Below are 17804 nucleotides of genomic sequence, written 5' to 3'. Positions count from 1 at the left end.
ACACTATGGTCGGCGAAGGTTGGTACGAGGTTGGTGAGCGTGTTCGCCCAGGTCAGCCCTGTCGCGCGGTGTACAGGCGGGCGGTGACGACGGCCCGGCGGACGTCGTCTCGCGGCAGCAGGCGCAGCGCGTGCTCGTGCACCGCGACATCGCCGGGACAGCGCTGGCCGAAGGCCACGGCGTGCTCGGCCCGATCGCTGTGGAGCACCGCGTTGCGGATGCCCACATCCAGATGCGCGCGCCACTGTTCGACGCCGGGGAGATCGGAGCCGGGTAGCAGCGGCCCGCGATACAGCCACAGCGCCGAGGTGAGGTCGCCGCCCTCGATCGCGGCGAGCAGGTCGACCGCGTCGCAGGACACCGGACCGGTGAGCATGTAGCGCCGGTTGGCGATCTCGCCGCGGGTGGCCCGCCGCAGATGCGAGACATCGGCTTTGAGGGTGTTGAGCGAGACCGATCGGTCGCCGTAGACGGCGGCGTGCAGCTGCTCGGGGGTATAGCCCTCGGGTTCGAGCGCCAGCAGGGCCAGGATCTCGAGCTGGCGTGGCGGCAGCGGGACCGGCCTGCCGTCGCGCAACAGCCGTGCGGCGCCGAGGCATTCGAGCCGGACACCGGGCGCGGGAGCGGGCGCCTCGGCCCGCAACATGGTCTCCACCGCGGTCACCAGCGCCCGGACCGAGGTCATCACCATGGGGTGCGAGCGTTCCCAGGTCGAGGACAGATCGAGCACCCCGACCTGCCTGCCGTCGGGGCCGTGGATGGGCGCGGAATAGCACACCCAGCCGTGCAGCGCCGCGACCAGGTGCTCGGCGGAGAAGACGGTCACGGCCTTGTCGTCGTGCAGCGCCAGCGACAGGCCGTTGGTGCCCATATGACTCTCGTCCCACACCCCGCCGGGCGCGAAGTTCACCTGCTCACCCTGGCGGCGCAGAGTGCGATCGCCCGCGGTCCACAAGATGGTGCCCGATTCGTCACTGACGACGGCGAGATAACCGGATTCCTCGGCCATGCCGCGCAGTTGCCCGGCGAGTTCGGTGACTGGTCTGCGCAGCGGCGACTCCGACCAGCGGTCGCTGATGTCGTTGAAGCCGGGGGCGACGGTCTGTGCCGGGTCCACGGTGTGCAGCGAGCGCTGCCAGGACTTGGCGACCTCCGCGCGCACCGGCCCGGTGTCACGGGGCAGATGCAGCGGGCGCGAGGGCGCGGCCAGCTTGTTCCACTGCTTCTCGAGCGCGCCCCGATAGTCCGAGAGCCGGTCCGGCGGGGGCGATCCGGCGATCGGGTCGTCGTGTGCGCCCACGTTCAACTCCCTGCTCGTCGGTGGCGCTTTCATGTCTATCAGCTGCGCCACCGCGGTGTGCACCGTTTACCGGCGGACGACCGGGTCACCGGTGCATGCCCTGTCGTGGCGGCTTGACGGCACCGGCGTCGGCTACTTGTTCAGGAAGAGCCCGGCGATATCGGCGTTCTTGATCGGGGTGTCGATATTGCGCTGGCCCGCGCACAGCAGGTCGACCTGCACGATCATCGAGTCGACCAGGGTGCCCGCGGGCTCGTTGTCGGTGCCGTTGCGCTGCTTGATCGCCTTGGTGATGGTGATCCGCTTGGTGTCGGGCTCCTGGTTGACGTAGTCGCGGCACGAGGTGTCGCCACCCTGGTTGAGCACCCGCTCGACCTCGGTGCAGCCACTCGCCAGTGCCGCCAGCACCGCGACGCCGACGGCGACGGCACCGGTTCGGGTGGTGGCGTGCATGGTTCCTCCTGAGGGTCGCGCCGCGCGGGTGCGCGTCGAGTGGCCTCCAGCCTAAGCGGTCGGCCTCAGCCGCGGTGGATCCGCAACGGAACCAGCAGCTCGGCGGCGGTGAGCGAGCCGTGATGGCCCACCATGATCGACTGCAGCGGTTCGGCGGCGGAGCGGATCACCCCGGCCTCCCCGCGCGCGACGACGACCAGATCGCCGATCCGGTAGGCGGATTCGGTGGTGACCGTCGGCCCGAACCAGCCCGCCTCGATCGCCTCGGCCCGGGTGCGGATCAGGAAGTCGCCGCCGAGCACGCCCGCCCAGGTGTCGGCCACGTCGGCGGTCGCGCCGTCGGTGGTGTAGACGTGGCGGGCGCGGGGCTCCCCGGCGAGCTCGGCGACGCCCGCGGACAGGTGCGGGTGGGTGTCGAAGTCGATCCGCTCGGTGAGTTCGACCATGCCGTGGTCGGCGGTGACGATCAGCGCCGTGCGGGCGGGCAGCCGCGCGGCCAGTTCGGCGGCGATCCGGTCGACGTGCCCGAGCTCGAATCGCCAGGCCCGCGAGGCGGGCCCGCGCGCGTGCCCGGTCGTGTCGAGTTCCGAATGATAGGTGTAGACCAGGGTTTTCGGTGCCGAGACGAGGGCGTCGAGGACGCCGTCGATCAGGTCGCCGACGGAGAAGCTGGCCCGGAAATCGCCGCCACGCCAGCCGGCCCTGGTCAGGCCGGAGCCGTCCTGATACCCCGGCGCGACCTGGATCGCGGCGATCCCGGCGGCGGTGGCGCGCTGGAAGGCGGTGGGCCGCGGCTGGATTCGCTCGGGCGGGAACGTGGCGAGGACGTCGACCTTCGGGCCGGCGCCGTTGAGTTGCCAGCGCAGGCTGTTGAACAGCCGCTGCTCTTCCGGCAGCCGCAGCAGGTACCCGACGATGCCGTGCTCGCCCGGCGGCAGACCGGTGCCCAGGGTGGTCAGGCTGGTGGCGGTGGTGCTCGGAAAGCCCGCGGTCATGGTGGCTTCCGGCAGGCCCGACAGGAACGGCGCCGTCGTGGCGTTGGCGGCCAGCGCCTGCGCGCCGAGGCCGTCGACGAGCAGGACGCACACGTGGTCGACGTCGAGATCCAGGCCGAGTCGGTCGGTCTCGCCGTCGACGCCGAGGCAGGCCAGCACGGAGGGAAGCAGATCGGCGAGGGAGGACTCGCCGTAGCGCGGGGTCAGCAAGAGTTCGTCGTTCACGCCTGTCCGGTTTCGAATCGGCTGATCAGTCCGTCGCGCAGGACGAACCGCCAGGTGGTACGCAGGGAGCCCCATCGGCTGTTGGTGTAGTCGGCGGTGAGCTCGAGGCCGTCACCGTCGACCGATTCCACGACCAGGTGGCCGTTGCTGCTGAAGATCTCGGCCTCGGTCCACTGCGCGAGGTCGCGTTCGACCCCGTCGTCGGACATGGTCGCGTCCTCGGTCAGCACACCGTAGAAGCGGTCGGTGTCCTGGGCGTTGAGCGCGTCGACGAACGCTTCGACCAGGGGATCGAGTTTCGCGGTGGCAGACATCGGCTCTCCTGCTCGGGTGGCACACGACGGATGACGGTGCACCCCACTGTAGGTGAGCGCGCGGGTGCGGCCGAGGGAATAAGCGACGGCGCGTCAGGCGCCGGTGGGCCGGGGGGCGATGAGGCCGGTGAAGGAGCGCATGATCGCGTCGACGAGGTCGGGCGCGTTGGTGCCCATCTGCTCGCTGCGTTTCTCGAGATGCCCGTCCAGCCACAGCGAGGCCAGTCCGTGCCCCAGTGCCCACCAGGCCACGGCCAGGGTGTCGGCGCGGTCGGCGGGCAGCACGCCCGCCGCGACCGCCTCGGCGACCGTGTCGGCGAGGATCTGGAACGCGTCGTCGCCGGCCTCGTGGGCATCGGGGTGTTTCTCCGGCTGGGACAGCTCGGGGCGGAACATCAGCCGGAATTGCGCCGGATGGTCGCGGGAGAACCGGACGTAGGTCTCGGCCAGCGCGGTGAGCGCGTCCAGCGGAGAGGTGGCCGCCGCCTTGGTCGCGGCGAGGTCGGCGGCGAGCTGCTGGAAGCCGTCCACCGACAGCGCCGACAGCAGCGCGGCGCGGTCGGCGAAGTGGTGGTAGGGCGCGCCGCTGCTGACCCCGGCTTCGCGGGCGACGCGGCGCAGGCTCACCGCGGCCAGGCCCTCGCTCTCGATCAGGCGCAGGCAGGCGTCCATCAGCGTGGCCCGCAGGTCGCCGTGGTGGTAACGAGTGCGCTTCACCCTCCGAGCGTAAGCGAGAAGCTCGCCGAGATCGGCACTGGACAGGAAATCTATGCAGTGTTTAGATTATTTGAGCACCGCTCAGATGGGCGGGCGTCCCTGGAAGGACGAAGGGTGAACACCATGACCACTCGGGTATTGGTCACCGGCGCGACGGGTTTCGTGGCCGGCCACTGCATCGCCGAACTGCTCGAGCACGGTTACGCCGTCCGCGGCTCCGTGCGAGACCTCGACGCGCACGCCCAACGCGCGCACCTGACCGACCTCGCCCGCCGCACCGGCGGTGCGCTCGAGTTCGTCGCCGCCACGCTCGACGACGACGCGGGCTGGGCGGAGGCGGTGGCGGGCTGCGACACCGTGCTGCACGTCGCCTCGCCCTTCCCGTCCGCGCCCCCGGACGACGAGCAGGCGCTGATCGAGCCCGCCGTCGACGGCACCCTGCGGGTGCTGCGCGCCGCCGCGGCGGCCGGGGTGCGGCGCGTCGTCCTCACCTCCTCGGTCGCCGCGGTGGCCTACGGTCACGATGACGACGCCGTCCGCACCGAGGCCGACTGGTCGGTCGTGGACCGGATCCCCGCATATCAGAAGAGCAAGACCCTCGCCGAACGCGCCGCCTGGGACTACGTCGAATCACTCGGTGGCGCACTCGAACTCGTCGCCGTGAATCCCGGCATGGTGCTCGGCCCGCTGCTCGACGCGACGACCAGCACCTCGCACGAGCCGATCCGCCGGCTGCTGAATCGCGATGTGCCCGGTTCGGTGCGCACCGGCTGGACGCCGGTCGATGTGCGCGACCTCGCGATCGCCCACCGGCTCGCGATGGAAGTGCCCGCGGCGGCGGGCAATCGGTACATCTGCGCGGCCGAGCCGCTGTGGATGGGGGAGCTGGCCACGATGCTGGCCCGCGATTTCGCCGCGCAGGGCTTCCGGGTGCCGACCCGGGTGCTGCCGAACTGGCTGGTCCGGCTCGTCGCAGTGTTCGACAAGGGCGTACGGCTGACCCTCCCGGTGCTCGGCCGCACCGAGAACGTCAGCGCCGACAAGGCCCGCCGCGAACTGGGCTGGACGATGCGCCCGATCGCGGACACCATCCGTGACACCGCCGACAGCCTGATCGCCGTCGGCGTCGTCACCGCGCCCGGCGGGCGGCGAACCACTGTCGTCGCCGCGCCGGCCGGAACCCGATGAGCGGGAAGGGAAGACGATGCTGATCACCGCGCTCGTCCTCGCCCTGGTCGGCCTCCTCCGGCGCGCAGCGCGGGGGAAACCCGGTGACCCCGTGCCGGTGGGGCGTCGGCTCGACCGGCTGACGGCGGCGCTACGACGTGCGGGGGAGCGCCTGATCCGTGAGCCTGTGCCCGCCCTGTCGGCGGTCGTGGCCGTGCTGGGCCTGGCTGTCGTCGGCACTCACTTGGCCTGCGCCGGGACGGCCTGAGGTCAGCGCCATTCCTGGCGCTGCAGATCCAGGATCACCGGGCGCATGAGAGTCGAGACCTGCGGGTCGGCCGCGCGGCGATCCGGCGGGAACACCGTGGCGGCGGCGAGGGTGCGGTCGTCGAGGGAACGCAGCGGCGCAGGGGAGCTCAGGGCCGGGGCCGGGCTCCGCCCCGCCGCGGCGAGCACGAAGCCCCAATCACCGAAACTCGGCACGTCCACGTGGTAGGGCGTCGTGCGCAGCCCGGCCGCGCGCACGGTGGCGTCGATGGTCCAGAACGAGCGCGGCGCGAAGAACGGCGAGCCGGACTGCACCACCAGGCGGGCGCCGGGGGCCAGCACGTTCGCGGTCATCGCGTAGAACTCCTGCGAGTAGAGCTTGGCCACCGAGGTCTGGTCCGGGTCGGGCAGGTCGACGATCACCGCGTCGAAAAGCCCGGGGGCGCCGCGCAACCAGGTGAACGCGTCCGCGGTGATCACCCGAACCCTGGGGTCGTCGAAGGAATGCTGGTTGAGCACGGTGAGGCGCTCGTCTGCGCGGGCGAGGTCGATCATCGCCGGATCGAGCTCGACCAGCGTCACCTCGGCGACGTCGGGATAGCGCAGGATCTCGCGCAGGGCCAGGCCGTCACCGCCGCCGAGGACCAGCACCGAGCGATGCGATCCCGCCAGCACCGGATGTACCAGCGCCTCGTGATAGCGGTACTCGTCGACCGAGGAGAACTGCAGACCACCGTTGAGATAGAGGCGGGTATCGGTGGTGCCGAACGGGGAGAACGACTCGGTGAGCACGATCTGCTGGTACGGCGTGCGGGTCTGCCACACGATCGGATGCGCGAACAGGGCCTGCTGGGCGGTGGCCTCGAACCGATCGGCGTAGAGATAGGTGCTCGCGAGCCCGCCCGCGACGACCACGGTCGCGCCGACCAGCACGCGCCGGGCCGCGCGGGTCATCTGCGCGCGGAAGAAGAAGAACGCCAAGGCCGATCCGGCCGCGGCGTTCACGACGCCGACCACGAGGCTGCCCCGGATCTGCCCGAACACCGGGAGCAGCAGGAACGGAAACGCCAGCCCGCCCAGCAGCGCACCGACATAGTCGGCGGCGAACAGATCGGCGACCGCGCCGCTGGCCTCCTGTCTGCGGATCTGCTGCAGCAACTCCATCAGCAGCGGGATCTCGGCTCCGATCAGCATGCCGATCACCGCCGCGGCCAGCACCAGGGTGCCGGTGTAGACATTGAGCCAGGCGTAACTGGCGTACAGCGCCGCCACCGACAGTCCACCGATCACGGCCAGCGCCAGCTCGACCGCCACGAACGCGGCGGCGGCGTGGCGGCGCAACGGTTTCGCCGCGAGCGCGCCGACGCCCATCGCGCACACCATCACACTCAGGGTGATGGAGGCCTGCGCCGCGGTGTCGCCGATCAGGTAGCTGCCGAGGGTGACCAGCGACAGCTCGTACACCAGGCCGCAGGCGGCGCAGACGAACACGGTCGCCAGCAGCGCCGCCCTGGCCAGGCGGTGCACCGGCATCAGGTCAGGCCCGCAGCCACCACCAGCGCGACCGCGACGTGCGCCGATGCCGTGACCCACACCGCCGGATGCGGTTCCGGATCGGCGACGACGGCGCGGAAATCGCCGGGGGTGAGCGCGTCGAGCAGCACGAAGGCCAGCGTCATCGCGGCCAGGCCGATCACCCCGTAGATCGCGCTCGCCAGCAGCGCCTGCAGGATCTTGCCCTCGGAGGTCCAGATGGCGGTGGCCACGATGATCCCGACTCCGAACAGGTTCGAGGCGAGCAGGATCGCGGCGTTGCGGTTGCGCTCGAGCCAGATCTGGGCGCGCAGATCACCGGGGGTGAGCAGGTCGACGACGCCGAAACCGACGGCCATCAACACGATTCCCACCGCGGAGTAGGCGAGCGCGGCGCCCGCGTCCGCCGCCAGGTCGGCGAGCATATGTGTCCTCCTGTGCTGAATGACGATGTACTACTTGCCGCCCTGGTCGCTGCCGCCGCCGCGGAAGTCGCCCGCCGCGGAGCCGCTGGTCCAGCCGTAGGTGCTGGTGTGCGAGTGGTGGCGGCGGGTGCCGTTGGCGAGGCTGTCGACCAGCACCAGCGAACCGCCCGCGTGCGGCGAGACCGCGACGAGGTCCTTGTCGAAGCGCAGGTAGTGGTTGTCGCCGGTGTTGCGGCGATCGCGGGGGTCGGTGGCCTTCGCGATCGCGGCGGCCACGGCGGCGGGCGCGGCGGCGGCGGTGAACGCGATGCCGTCGTTGACCTGATCGAGCTGGCGGGCCCGCTGATAGCGCTCGGCCACGTAGTCGCGTGGATTCGCGTCCCTGGTCACCACGACCACCACGATCACGGCGACGATGGCGACGACCACGGCGCAGATCCCGGCCACGATCCATCTGGTGCGATTCATCGTCACGCTGTGCGAAACCCTCCCCGTACAAAAACTGCGCCGGACTGTATCACCCGGCGCGGGCGCACCGTCAACCGTCGCGCTCAGGTCCCGTGGCCGCTGACCCCGGGCCGGCGCGGCTTGTGCCAGACCAAGGTGTAGCGCCACATCAGACGTCGGCGGATCTGCGCGCCGGGCAGCAATTCGCCGGTCACCGCTCGGATCTCGGACAGCGTCTCCGCCGGGTCGCGGACCGCGGCCGCCGGGCCGCCCCGCGAGCCACGACGCCACCAGTCCAGGCCGCGGATCGCGGGCAGCAGCGGCAGGTAGTGGAAGTCGGTGAGGGGGTGCATCTTCCAGAGGCCGACGACCGCGAGCGTGCCGCCCGGCGCGACCAGATGGCGCAGTGCGGCGATGCCGTCGCGGACGGGGACGTGGTGCAGGGTGGCGACGGCGGTGACCATGTCGAAGGTGTCGTCGAGTTCGCGGAAGTCGGCCTGTTCGAGATGCACGTTCGGGGCGGGCGGGGCGGTGGCGATGACCTTGTCGTCGATATCGACACCGAGCACGGCGTCGCAGCGGGTGGCCAGCTTACGGGCGAGCAGGCCGTCGCCGCACCCGACATCGAGCGCGGTGCGGGCATCGGCCGGGACCTGATCGAGGATCCAGGGGTGGTAGTGCGTGTTGTGATTCCAGTAGGGGTCCGTCGACATGCCACGACAACGGCCGGGGCCACGCCGGGGTTCCGGACCGGAAATCCACCCGCGCAAAGGTTTCCGGTGTCCTAGCCGCGACCGGCGGCGTAACCGGCCAGCCACTCGGGGAACTGGGTGAGGTCGTCGAGGACGACATCGGCGCCCGCGGCCCGCAACCCGTCGGCGTCGTAGGGGCCGGTCGTCACACCGACGGCCAGGACGTCGGCGGCTTTCGCGCCGCGCATGTCGCCGGCATGGTCGCCGACGAAGACCGCGGCGGATTCGGCCCGCAGGACCTCGGCCTTGCCGGTGGACCACAGATCACCGGCGAGCAGGTCGATCTGCCAGCCGAGGTGGTCGATGTGCAGCCGGGCGTTCGGCTCGAACTTGCCGGTGACCACCAGTGTCCGTCCGCCGCCCGCGCGCACGGCGTCGAGCGCCGCGGCCGCGCCGGGCAGGGCGGGGATGTGCGGGACGACGTCGGGGTAGAGCGCGCGGAACCGGGTGACCAGATGGGGGATCAGGTCGTCGGGCGCGCCCGCGTCGGCGAGCAGCGTGGCCAGCGGCGGTCCCAGATGATCGGCGAAGTGGCTGCCCACCATCGGCAGGTCGAATTCCCGCGCCAGGGTGTCGATCGCGACGGCGACCCCGGGGCGCGAATCGATGAGGGTCATGTCCAGATCGAAACCGACGGTGAGGCTCACGAGCCGAGCGTATCGGGATCGACCCGAACACCGCGCTGACGGGCTGATTCACGTGGAACCCCGCGTGCACTCACTGCCGAAAACGCTTGGGGGAGTGCGATTGTGCGATGCGCGGAGTGCATCACCGCAGGCAAGGCGGGAAGTATGGCGGTTCTGGAGTATGCGCGGACGGGCCAGGTCCCGGCCGCATTCGCGGATTCCCGGACGAGGAATCCACAGTCACCAGCAGTGACCGCAAAGATGCATCGACTGCCATTCCGGCGGCCTGGTCGATCCGTCGCTGTCGGCGGGTGAGGGGGATCGCGGCGGCTCCGGCGAGACCGCCGGGGTGCGGACAAACCAATGGCAAGGAGGGGAAACCACTCCTTGCCACTCTCAATGTATAGCGCACACCGGGGCTTGCGGCAAGACCCCGGTCGTCCTGCACAATCGCCTGCCGAAGCCATGACCAGCACAAACGAGGGGCATTTGATGATCGACGTGATCGTTGCGGGCGGCGGACCGACCGGGGTGATGCTGGCGAGCGAGCTGCGGCTGCACGGGGTGCGCGCACTCGTCCTGGACCGGGAACCGGCACCGACCCCGGTGGTGCGCGCCATGGGATTGCACGCCCGCAGTCTCGAGGTGCTGGGGCAGCGCGGTCTGCTGGACCGATTTCTCGCCGCCGGGACACCGCACCCGCTCGGCGGCTTCTTCGCCGGGATCGCGAAACCCCAGCCCGCCGGGCTCGACACCAGCCATCCGTACGTGCTCGGCCTCCCGCAGACGGTCACCGAACGCCTGCTGACCGAGCACGCCGTCACCCTCGGCGTGGAGATCCGGCGCGGCGCCGAGGTGGTCGGGCTGACGCAGGACGACGACGGGGTCGCCGTCGAGCTGGCCGACGGCACGCGGTTGCGCTCGCGCTATCTCGTCGGCTGCGACGGCGGCCGCAGCACCGTGCGCAAGCTGCTCGGGGTCGGCTTCCCCGGCGAACCGAGCCGGGTCGACACCCTTCTGGGCGAGATGCGGCTGACCGCGTCGCCGGAGACGCTGGCCGCCGTGAACGCCGAGGTGCGCAAGACCCAGCTGCGTTTCGGCGCCATGCCGCTCGGCGACGGCGTGTATCGCGTCGTGGTGCCCGCGGCCGAGGTCGCCGCCGATCGCACCGTCGCGCCGACGTTCGAGGAGCTGCGTCGGCAGCTGGTGGCCACCGCGGGCACCGACCTCGGCGCGCACGCACCGCGCTGGCTGTCGCGCTTCGGTGACGCCACCCGGTTGGCCGACAGCTATCGCGTCGGCCGGGTGCTGCTGGCGGGCGATGCCGCCCACATCCATCCGCCGATGGGCGGGCAGGGCCTGAATCTGGGTCTCCAGGACGCGTTCAACCTCGGCTGGAAGCTGGCCGCGCAGATCGCAGGCTGGGCGCCGGAGGGCCTGCTCGACAGCTACGAGACCGAACGGCGCCCGGTGGCCGCGGACGTCCTGGACAACACTCGCGCGCAGATGGAACTGGTCTCGCTCGAACCGGGCGCGCAGGCCGCGCGCAGGCTGCTGGCGGAATTGATGGAGTTCGAGGAGGTGAACCGGTACCTGATCGAGAAGATCGTCGCGATCGGCATCCGCTACGACTTCGGCGACGGCCACGAGCTGGTCGGCAAGCGCCTGCGCGACATCACGCTGACGGGCGGCCGCCTCTACGACCGCCTGCACGCCGGGCGCGGGCTGCTGCTGGACCAGACCGGCCTGCTGTCGGTGGCGGGCTGGGCCGATCGGGTCGACCATGTCGTGGACGTGAGCGAGGAACTCGACGTCCCCGCGGTGCTGCTGCGGCCCGACGGCCACGTCGCCTGGGCGGGGGTGGACCAGCGGGAACTGCTGGTCCACCTGCCGCGCTGGTTCGGCGCGGCGTGCTGAGCGCGCTGCCTCAGCTGCTGGCCGCCGCGGTGAACGGTGCCACCACCGGCACCGCGGCGGGCCGGGACGGATGCCGCCAGCGGCCCTGGCGCTCCAGGATCGGCAGCACACCCTCACCGAACCAGTACGCCTCCTCCAGGTGCGGGTACCCGGACAGGATGAACTGGTCGATCCCGAGCGCGGCGTACTCGAGCAGCCGCTCGGCCACCTCCGCGTGCGAGCCGACGAGCGCGGTCCCCGCGCCGCCGCGGACCAGCCCGACACCGGCCCACAGGTTGGGCGCGATCTCCAGGCCGTCGGTGCGGCCGTTGTGCAGCTGTGCCATCCGGCGCTGGCCCTCGGACTCGCTCTTGGCCAGGCTCGCCTGCACTCGCTCGATCTCGCCCGGCGCGATCCCCGACAGCAACCGGTCGGCCTCGGCCCACGCCTCGGCGGCGGTATCGCGGCTGATCACGTGGATGCGCAGGCCGAAGTCGACAGTGCGGCCCTCGATCGCGGCCAGCCCGCGGATCCAGTCCAGCTTCGCGGCGACCGCGTCCAGCGGCTCGCCCCAGGTCAGATAGGTGTCGGCGTAGCGTGCCGCGATCGGCCCCGCCGGACCGGAGGAACCACCGAAGAAGACCGGCGGAATCGGGTCGGGCCGGGAGCTGAGCAGCGCGTCGCGCACCTGGAGATGCTCACCGGTGAAACTGACCGGCTCGGTCGACTCCCACAGCTCGCGCACGATGTGCAGGAACTCGCCGGTGCGGGCGTAGCGCTGGGCCTTGTCGAGGAAGTCGCCGTAGGCCTGCTGCTCGCGCGGCTCGCCACCGGTGACGACATTGAGCAGCAGCCTGCCGCCGGAATGGCGCTGGAAGGTCGCCGCCATCTGGGCCGCCAGCGTGGGGCTGGTCAGGCCGGGGCGCAACGCCACCAGGAACTTGAGCGTCTCGCTGGTCTGCACCAGCATCGCGGTGGTCAGCCAGGCGTCCTCGCACCACGCGCCGGTGGGGGTCAGCACGCCCTCGAAACCGTTGTCCTCGGCCGCCGCGGTGAGCTGAGCGAGGTAGCGCAGGGTGGCCGGGCGGTTACCGGACATGAAGCTGCCGTGTCCGCCGGCGACCAGCCCGCGCGAATCGCCGTATGTGGGCAGGAACCAGTGGAACGACAGTCCGCGCTCGGTCATGTCCGCCTTTCGTCGTAGTGAGAGGAATCGTCCTCGACTCTGACCGGCGAAGCCGGTGACGTCACGGATTCCGATCACCGTGCGCGCAACCCCCGACACGCCACGACGCGGCCCGGCCGAACTAGACGTAACCGTGTGAAACACGTAACCTCGACGGAGGCTCGGGCGACGGTGCTCGGGCGGCGACGACCCTACGAAACGAGTTTCCTCAATGACGCGGCATGTCGACGTACTGATCATCGGCGCTGGCCTGTCCGGAATCGGCACGGCTTGTCACCTCACCCGCGAGCAGACCGGACGCAGCTACGCGATCCTGGAGCGCCGCGAGAACATCGGCGGCACCTGGGACCTGTTCAAGTACCCCGGCATCCGCTCCGACTCGGACATGCTGACCTTCGGTTTCGGCTTCCGGCCGTGGATCGGCACCAAGGTGCTCGCCGACGGCGCCAGCATCCGTCGCTACGTGGAGGACACCGCCGAGGAGTACGGCGTCACCGACCACATCACCTTCGGCCGCAAGGTCGTCACCGCCGACTTCGACCGCGCCGCCGCACTGTGGACCGTCACCGCCCTGATCGAGGCCACCGGCGAGACCGAGACCTGGACCGCCAACTTCCTCGTCGGTGCCAGCGGCTACTACAACTACGACGAGGGCTACCAGCCCACCTTCCCCGGCCAGGACGACTTCCAGGGCCGGATCGTGCACCCGCAGCACTGGCCCGAGGACCTGGACTACACGGGTAAGAAGGTCGTGGTCATCGGTTCCGGCGCCACCGCGATCACGCTGATCCCGTCGATGGCCGACACCGCCGCGCACGTCACCATGCTGCAGCGTTCGCCCACCTGGATCCAGGCGCTGCCGTCGGAGGACCCGGTCGCCATCGGTCTGAAGAAGTCCCGGGTGCCCGACCAGATCGCCTACAAGATCGGCCGCGCCCGCAACATCGCCCTGCAGCGCGCCAGCTTCCAGCTCTCGCGCACCAACCCGGAGCTGGCCAAGAAGCTGATGCTGGCCCAGGTGCGCCTGCAGGTCGGCAAGAACGTGGACCTGCGCCACTTCACCCCGAGCTACAACCCGTGGGATCAGCGCCTGTGCGTGGTGCCCAACGGTGACCTGTTCAAGGTGCTCAAGAGCGGCAAGGCCGACATCGTCACCGACAAGATCGCCAAGTTCACCGAGAAGGGCATCCTGACCGAGTCGGGTCAGGAGCTCGAGGCCGACATCATCGTCACCGCCACCGGCCTGAACGTGCAGATGCTCGGCGGCATCACCCTGTCGATCGACGACGAGCCGGTGAAGTTCAACGAGACGGTCGCCTACAAGAGCGTCCTGTACTCCGACATCCCGAACTTCCTGATGATCATCGGCTACACCAACGCGTCCTGGACGCTCAAGGCCGACCTCGCCGCCGCGTACCTGTGCCGCGTGCTCAACATCATGCGCGACCGTGGCTACACCACCTTCGAGGTGCACGCCAACCCCGAGGACATCGCCGACGAGTCGCTGATGGGTGGCGCCCTGACCTCGGGCTACATCCAGCGCGGCAACGACGCGATGCCGCGTCAGGGTGCCAGGGGCGCCTGGAAGCTGGTCAACAACTACTACCGCGACCGCACGCTGATGCACAAGGCGCCGATCGAGGACGGCGTCCTGCGGTTCAGCAAGACCGGCACCACGGTCGCGCCGGGCGAGAAGGTCGCCGGCGCCTGATCCGCGGCGCCACCCGATCCTGAACGGGGTCCGTCACTTCCCGGTGACGGACCCCGTTGCTTTTCGTCACGGTGATCGATGCCCGATCCGGTTGTGCGGAGCGGGTTTCGGTCACCCGGGCGAATTCCCAGCGCCTCCCGTACTATCGCGATCGAAGACACCGCCCGGGGAGACGAAGGAGGACGGTGTGGGATCTCGCCTACCGGCGACCATCCGAGACGCGGGGATGTGGCTGCGGCGTTTCGCCGCGACGACACCGGGTGTGATCGGTGCGGTACTCGTGGTGACCACGGTGGCCTGCCTGATCGCCGGATCGACTGTGGGACAGCAGCTCGACGCGAAGATCGGCCGTACCGAGCAGGTACTCGACCGCACCGAGCCGCTGGCGTTCGCGGCGCAGAGCCTCTACGTCTCGCTCTCTGCCGCCGACGCCGGTGCCGCGACGGCGTTCCTGTCCGGCGGTGTCGAATCGCCCCAGGTGCGTGACACCTACGAGCAGTCCCTCGCCGAAGCCGCCGCCGCGCTGGCGGAAGCGACCGCCGGCGCTACCGACGCTCAGACCAGGGCGATCGTGGCCCGCATCGCCGCCGATCTGCCCACCTACACCGGCCTGGTGGAGACCGCGCGCGCCAACAATCGTCAGGGTTTCCCGGTCGGCTCGGCGTATCTGCGGCAAGCCTCCGACCTCATGCAGACCTCGTTGCTGCCCAACGCCGAACAGCTGAACAAGGCGCGCTTCGCCGCCGTCCGCGAGGACCAGCACCGCATCGGCGCGCCGCCGTGGACCTCGATCGTGTTGCTGTTGCTGGTGCTGGCGGCCTGCGGTGCCGGTTCGGTGCTGCTGCTGCGCCGTACCAACCGGTGGGTGAATCCCGGTGTGGCCCTGGCCGCCGCCGCCGCGCTGCTGGCCCTGGTGTGGTCGACCGGGGCCACCGTCACCGCCGCGCAACTGCTCGACACCGGAGATACCGGGGCCGGGGCGCGGGTGGAGAACCTGGCGAGCGCGCGCATCCTGGCCCAGCAGGCCCGCACCGACGAGACCCTGGCCCTGATCACCCGCGGCGACATCACCGCGCCGGAGAACGCGTTCCACACCCACACCCGTGACCTCGAACAGCGGCTCACCGCCGCGGGCGCGGGTGACTCCGAAGCGGGCCGGGCCCTGACCAATTGGAACGCGGGCCACAACGCCCAGCGCACCGCCTACGAGAAGGCCGACTACGCCGGGGCGGTCACCCAGGCCATCGGCACCGGTCCCGACAGCTCGGCGACCAGCTTCGCCCGCCTGGACCGGGAACTGCGCGACGCGCTCGCGCAGGCCCGCACCGACCTGCGCGACGGCGTCGACGCCGCCGGAACCACCTTCACCCTCAGCCCGTTCGGCACGCTGATCCTGCTGCTGGCCGCGGCGGGCGCGGTGGTCACCGGCCTGTGGCCCCGACTGAAGGAGTTCCTGTGAGTACCCGGCGTCCTCTGCTGGCCGCGGCGCTGGCCGCGGCGGTCGTCCTGGTCGCGGGCTGCGGTGACGCGCCGGACCCGTCGACCATTCCGGCCACCGCCGTCGCCCCGCCGATCCCCGGCGCCGAAGCCATCACCTCGGCCCCCACCGCGGAGGGCACGGGATCCTGCGACACCGAGGCGACCCTGGCCCCGACGGCGCAACCGCGTCCCGGCGCGATGCCGGCCGGTTCGTCGATGGCGGCGATCGTCGCCAACGGCAGGCTGCGGGTCGGCGTCGACCAGAACACCTACATGTTCGGCTTCCGCAATCCGTCCACCGGACGGCTGGAGGGCTTCGACATCGACCTGGCCAGGGAGATCGCGCGCGATCTGTTCGGTGATCCGGACAAGATCGAACTGCGTTCCGTCGCCGCGGCCGACCGGATCCCGCTGCTGCAGGACAAGAAGGTCGACATGATCGTGCGTACCTTCTCCGCCACCTGCGAACGCCGGCGCGATGTCGATTTCTCCAGCGTGTACTACCGTGCGGCACAACGCATCGCGGCCCCGAAGGGCACTGGCATCACGAACGCCGCCGGGCTCGCAGGCAAGCGCGTGTGCGTCACCAAGGGCACCACCGCGGCCGCGCCGCTGTTCGCGCTGCCCGAACCGCCGTCCGTGCTCGGCGTGACCAATTGGACCGACTGCCTGGTCGCCCTGCAGCAGGGCACTGTCGACGCCATCAGTGGTGACGAGCCGATCCTGGCCGGTTTGGTCGCCCAGGACCGCAATCTGGAACTGGTCGGCGACGAGATCGGCACCGGCGCCTACGCGGTCGGCGTGCCCAAGGGCAGCAGTGACCTGGTCCGGTTCGTCAACGGCGTGCTCGACCGGACCCGCAACGACGGCACCTGGCAGCGGATCTACCAGCAGCACCTGGGGGTGCTCGGTCCGTCACCGGGCCCGCCCGTGCCCCGGTACGTCGGATGACCTGGCCGATGCTCGGCCTCGCCGAGATCGATCGTGAACTGGCCGCGCGCACCGCGGAATTGGCGCAGGTGAGCACCACCCTGCTGGAGCTGGACCGCCATCCCGGACTGGTCCTGGTGCGCCGGTACCCGCCGACAGGGGAGACCGCGCGTCGCTGGGCGCCGGTGGAGAAGGCGCTCGGCGAACTGTGGGAGGACCTGGGCCGGGTGCGCGCGATCCTGTCCGAGGCCGAGACGATCCGCGGCGGCCGCGGCAAGGTCGACGACCGCACGCGGGGTCGGCTCACCGAACTGCTGCGGGGACGACCACACGAGGTCGCCCGGATCCCGATCCCGTTGGCGCAGCGCGGACTCACCGGACCCGCGGAGACCCTCGTGACGGTCGGCATCGCCGATTCGCTGGACCGGATGCGGGCCGCGTTCGCGTTCGTCGCGCCCTTCGCCGAGGAGATCGAGTCGGTCGACCGGCAGGTGCTCGGCGCCCTCGCTCCGCTGCAACAGCGCGTCGAACAGGCGCACGGCGCGCTCGACGCCGCCGCCGAACCGCTGACGACCTTGCTGAGTCGCGCGGGCACCGACCCGCTGGGATTCCGCCCGGGGGAGATCGCCGCCGCGCTCGCCTCGCTCACCGCGCTGATCGAGACCGAATCCGCCCGGCACGCCGAACATCTCGCGGTCGCCGCCGACCTGCCCGGCGCGGTCGCGCAGCTGCGGGCCCGGCTGGCCGATCTGGACGCGCTGCAACACCAGGCCGACGAGACCGCCGCGCAGGCCGCGCACAAGGTCGCGACCGGCGAGCTGCCCGGTGGCGGGGAACCGGCCGCGCGGCTGCTCGCCGCACTCGACAGCCTCGGCCCGCAACCGACCAGGCCGACGGTCGAGCACCTGCTCGCGCTGCGGGCCCGCACCAATCACGCCGTCGACACGGCAACGCGGCGACAGGAATTGGCGCGCGGACTGCTGGACCGGCGCGCCGAACTCCGCGGCCGGTTGACGGCCTACCGGGCCAAGGCGTCCCGGCTCGGGGTGAGCGAGGACCGCGACGTCCTCGCCGCCGATCGCATCGCTGCCGGGCTGCTCGGCCGGACACCCTGCGATCTGGCCGCTGTCACCCGGGCGGTCGCCGACTATCGTTCGATCATCGGGGAGAAAGCGGGGCGGACAGCATGACATGTAGTGAACCGGGGTGCGGCGGCGCCGTCGAGGACGGCTACTGCGCCGTCTGCGGCACCGCCCCCGTGGCGAGCGCGCCGCCGCCGAGCGCCGTGCCGGTGGCCGGGGCGCAGCGGTCCGGACGCACCACGGCCCAGCCGCGCAACGGCGCGTCGCCACCGCCCGTACCATCCACCCCGGGCGCGTGC

At 71.0% G+C, this 17804-nt stretch carries 19 protein-coding genes; 7 read left to right on the top strand and 12 right to left on the bottom strand.

Annotated elements, in window-relative coordinates; translation table 11 throughout:
• Nucleotides 1–52: 52 nt before the first annotated feature.
• The 5 genes from ACIO52_RS27955 to ACIO52_RS27935 form a co-directional block, all read right to left on the bottom strand.
• Nucleotides 53–1306 (bottom strand): transcriptional regulator, encoded by a 1254-nt coding sequence (locus ACIO52_RS27955; protein WP_218716217.1) that lies wholly within the window; start codon nt 1304–1306, stop codon nt 53–55.
• A 126-nt stretch (nt 1307–1432) separates the two neighbouring features.
• Nucleotides 1433–1753, bottom strand: a complete 321-nt coding sequence (locus tag ACIO52_RS27950; RefSeq protein WP_218716218.1) for a hypothetical protein — start codon at nt 1751–1753, stop codon at nt 1433–1435.
• Between the two features lie 65 nt (nt 1754–1818).
• Nucleotides 1819–2973 (bottom strand): alkaline phosphatase family protein, encoded by a 1155-nt coding sequence (locus ACIO52_RS27945; protein ID WP_402648020.1) that lies wholly within the window; start codon nt 2971–2973, stop codon nt 1819–1821.
• Nucleotides 2970–3287, bottom strand: coding sequence for a nuclear transport factor 2 family protein (locus tag ACIO52_RS27940; RefSeq protein ID WP_255586723.1), 318 nt, complete (start codon nt 3285–3287; stop codon nt 2970–2972). The genes ACIO52_RS27945 and ACIO52_RS27940 overlap by 4 nt, the downstream gene beginning before the upstream one ends.
• A gap of 93 nt (nt 3288–3380) precedes the next feature.
• Nucleotides 3381–4004, bottom strand: a complete 624-nt coding sequence (locus ACIO52_RS27935; protein WP_218716220.1) for a TetR/AcrR family transcriptional regulator — start codon at nt 4002–4004, stop codon at nt 3381–3383.
• Nucleotides 4005–4127: 123 nt separating this feature from the next.
• On the opposite strand from ACIO52_RS27935, the gene ACIO52_RS27930 reads away from it, so the two are divergent.
• Both ACIO52_RS27930 and ACIO52_RS27925 read left to right on the top strand, forming a co-directional pair.
• Nucleotides 4128–5192, top strand: coding sequence for an NAD-dependent epimerase/dehydratase family protein (locus tag ACIO52_RS27930; protein ID WP_402648017.1), 1065 nt, complete (start codon nt 4128–4130; stop codon nt 5190–5192).
• A gap of 16 nt (nt 5193–5208) precedes the next feature.
• Nucleotides 5209–5439 carry a hypothetical protein gene (locus ACIO52_RS27925; protein WP_316575107.1) on the top strand — a complete coding sequence of 77 codons (231 nt, stop codon included), beginning with the start codon at nt 5209–5211 and terminating at the stop codon, nt 5437–5439.
• Nucleotides 5440–5441: 2 nt separating this feature from the next.
• Here the strand turns inward: ACIO52_RS27925 and ACIO52_RS27920 are convergent, their stop codons facing one another.
• The 5 genes from ACIO52_RS27920 to ACIO52_RS27900 all read right to left on the bottom strand — a co-directional run bounded on the left by ACIO52_RS27920 (nt 5442) and on the right by ACIO52_RS27900 (nt 9242).
• Complete coding sequence (locus ACIO52_RS27920; protein WP_402648013.1) at nt 5442–6971, bottom strand: polyamine aminopropyltransferase; 1530 nt, start codon at nt 6969–6971, stop codon at nt 5442–5444.
• Complete coding sequence (locus ACIO52_RS27915; RefSeq protein WP_218716224.1) at nt 6971–7396, bottom strand: DUF350 domain-containing protein; 426 nt, start codon at nt 7394–7396, stop codon at nt 6971–6973. Before ACIO52_RS27915 ends, ACIO52_RS27920 begins: the two co-directional genes overlap by 1 nt.
• Before the next feature lie 30 nt (nt 7397–7426).
• Complete coding sequence (locus tag ACIO52_RS27910; protein ID WP_218716225.1) at nt 7427–7864, bottom strand: DUF4247 domain-containing protein; 438 nt, start codon at nt 7862–7864, stop codon at nt 7427–7429.
• A gap of 83 nt (nt 7865–7947) precedes the next feature.
• Nucleotides 7948–8556 carry a bifunctional 2-polyprenyl-6-hydroxyphenol methylase/3-demethylubiquinol 3-O-methyltransferase UbiG gene (locus ACIO52_RS27905; RefSeq protein WP_218716226.1) on the bottom strand — a complete coding sequence of 203 codons (609 nt, stop codon included), beginning with the start codon at nt 8554–8556 and terminating at the stop codon, nt 7948–7950.
• A gap of 71 nt (nt 8557–8627) precedes the next feature.
• Nucleotides 8628–9242, bottom strand: coding sequence for an HAD family hydrolase (locus tag ACIO52_RS27900; RefSeq protein WP_218716227.1), 615 nt, complete (start codon nt 9240–9242; stop codon nt 8628–8630).
• Nucleotides 9243–9713: 471 nt separating this feature from the next.
• Between ACIO52_RS27900 and rox the strand changes: the two genes are divergently transcribed.
• On the top strand, nt 9714–11138 hold the full coding sequence (gene rox, locus ACIO52_RS27895; protein WP_402648009.1) for a rifampin monooxygenase: 1425 nt from the start codon (nt 9714–9716) through the stop codon (nt 11136–11138).
• A 10-nt stretch (nt 11139–11148) separates the two neighbouring features.
• Here rox and ACIO52_RS27890 read toward each other — a convergent pair whose 3' ends face one another.
• Nucleotides 11149–12303, bottom strand: a complete 1155-nt coding sequence (locus ACIO52_RS27890) for an LLM class flavin-dependent oxidoreductase (RefSeq protein ID WP_342801755.1) — start codon at nt 12301–12303, stop codon at nt 11149–11151.
• Nucleotides 12304–12514: 211 nt separating this feature from the next.
• Here ACIO52_RS27890 and ACIO52_RS27885 point away from each other — a divergent pair, with 211 nt between their 5' ends.
• From ACIO52_RS27885 to ACIO52_RS27870, 4 genes are all read left to right on the top strand, one after another.
• A complete protein-coding gene (locus ACIO52_RS27885) occupies nt 12515–14014 on the top strand; it encodes a flavin-containing monooxygenase (RefSeq protein ID WP_402648006.1) in 1500 nt (499 codons plus the stop codon).
• Between the two features lie 187 nt (nt 14015–14201).
• On the top strand, nt 14202–15473 hold the full coding sequence (locus ACIO52_RS27880; RefSeq protein ID WP_308248341.1) for a hypothetical protein: 1272 nt from the start codon (nt 14202–14204) through the stop codon (nt 15471–15473).
• A complete protein-coding gene (locus tag ACIO52_RS27875) occupies nt 15470–16444 on the top strand; it encodes a glutamate ABC transporter substrate-binding protein (RefSeq protein WP_342801752.1) in 975 nt (324 codons plus the stop codon). The genes ACIO52_RS27880 and ACIO52_RS27875 overlap by 4 nt, the downstream gene beginning before the upstream one ends.
• On the top strand, nt 16441–17613 hold the full coding sequence (locus tag ACIO52_RS27870; protein WP_402648002.1) for a hypothetical protein: 1173 nt from the start codon (nt 16441–16443) through the stop codon (nt 17611–17613). Before ACIO52_RS27875 ends, ACIO52_RS27870 begins: the two co-directional genes overlap by 4 nt.
• A 40-nt stretch (nt 17614–17653) precedes the next feature.
• Here ACIO52_RS27870 and ACIO52_RS27865 read toward each other — a convergent pair whose 3' ends face one another.
• Nucleotides 17654–17791, bottom strand: a complete 138-nt coding sequence (locus tag ACIO52_RS27865) for a hypothetical protein (protein ID WP_402648135.1) — start codon at nt 17789–17791, stop codon at nt 17654–17656.
• Between the last annotated feature and the right edge of the window lie 13 nt (nt 17792–17804).

Origin of the sequence: Nocardia sp. NPDC087230, from assembly GCF_044744725.1 — a bacterium.
GTDB lineage: Bacteria > Actinomycetota > Actinomycetes > Mycobacteriales > Mycobacteriaceae > Nocardia > Nocardia canadensis.
Note: the sequence above shows the minus strand (reverse complement) of the source record. Positions and strands in the feature narration are given on the sequence as shown.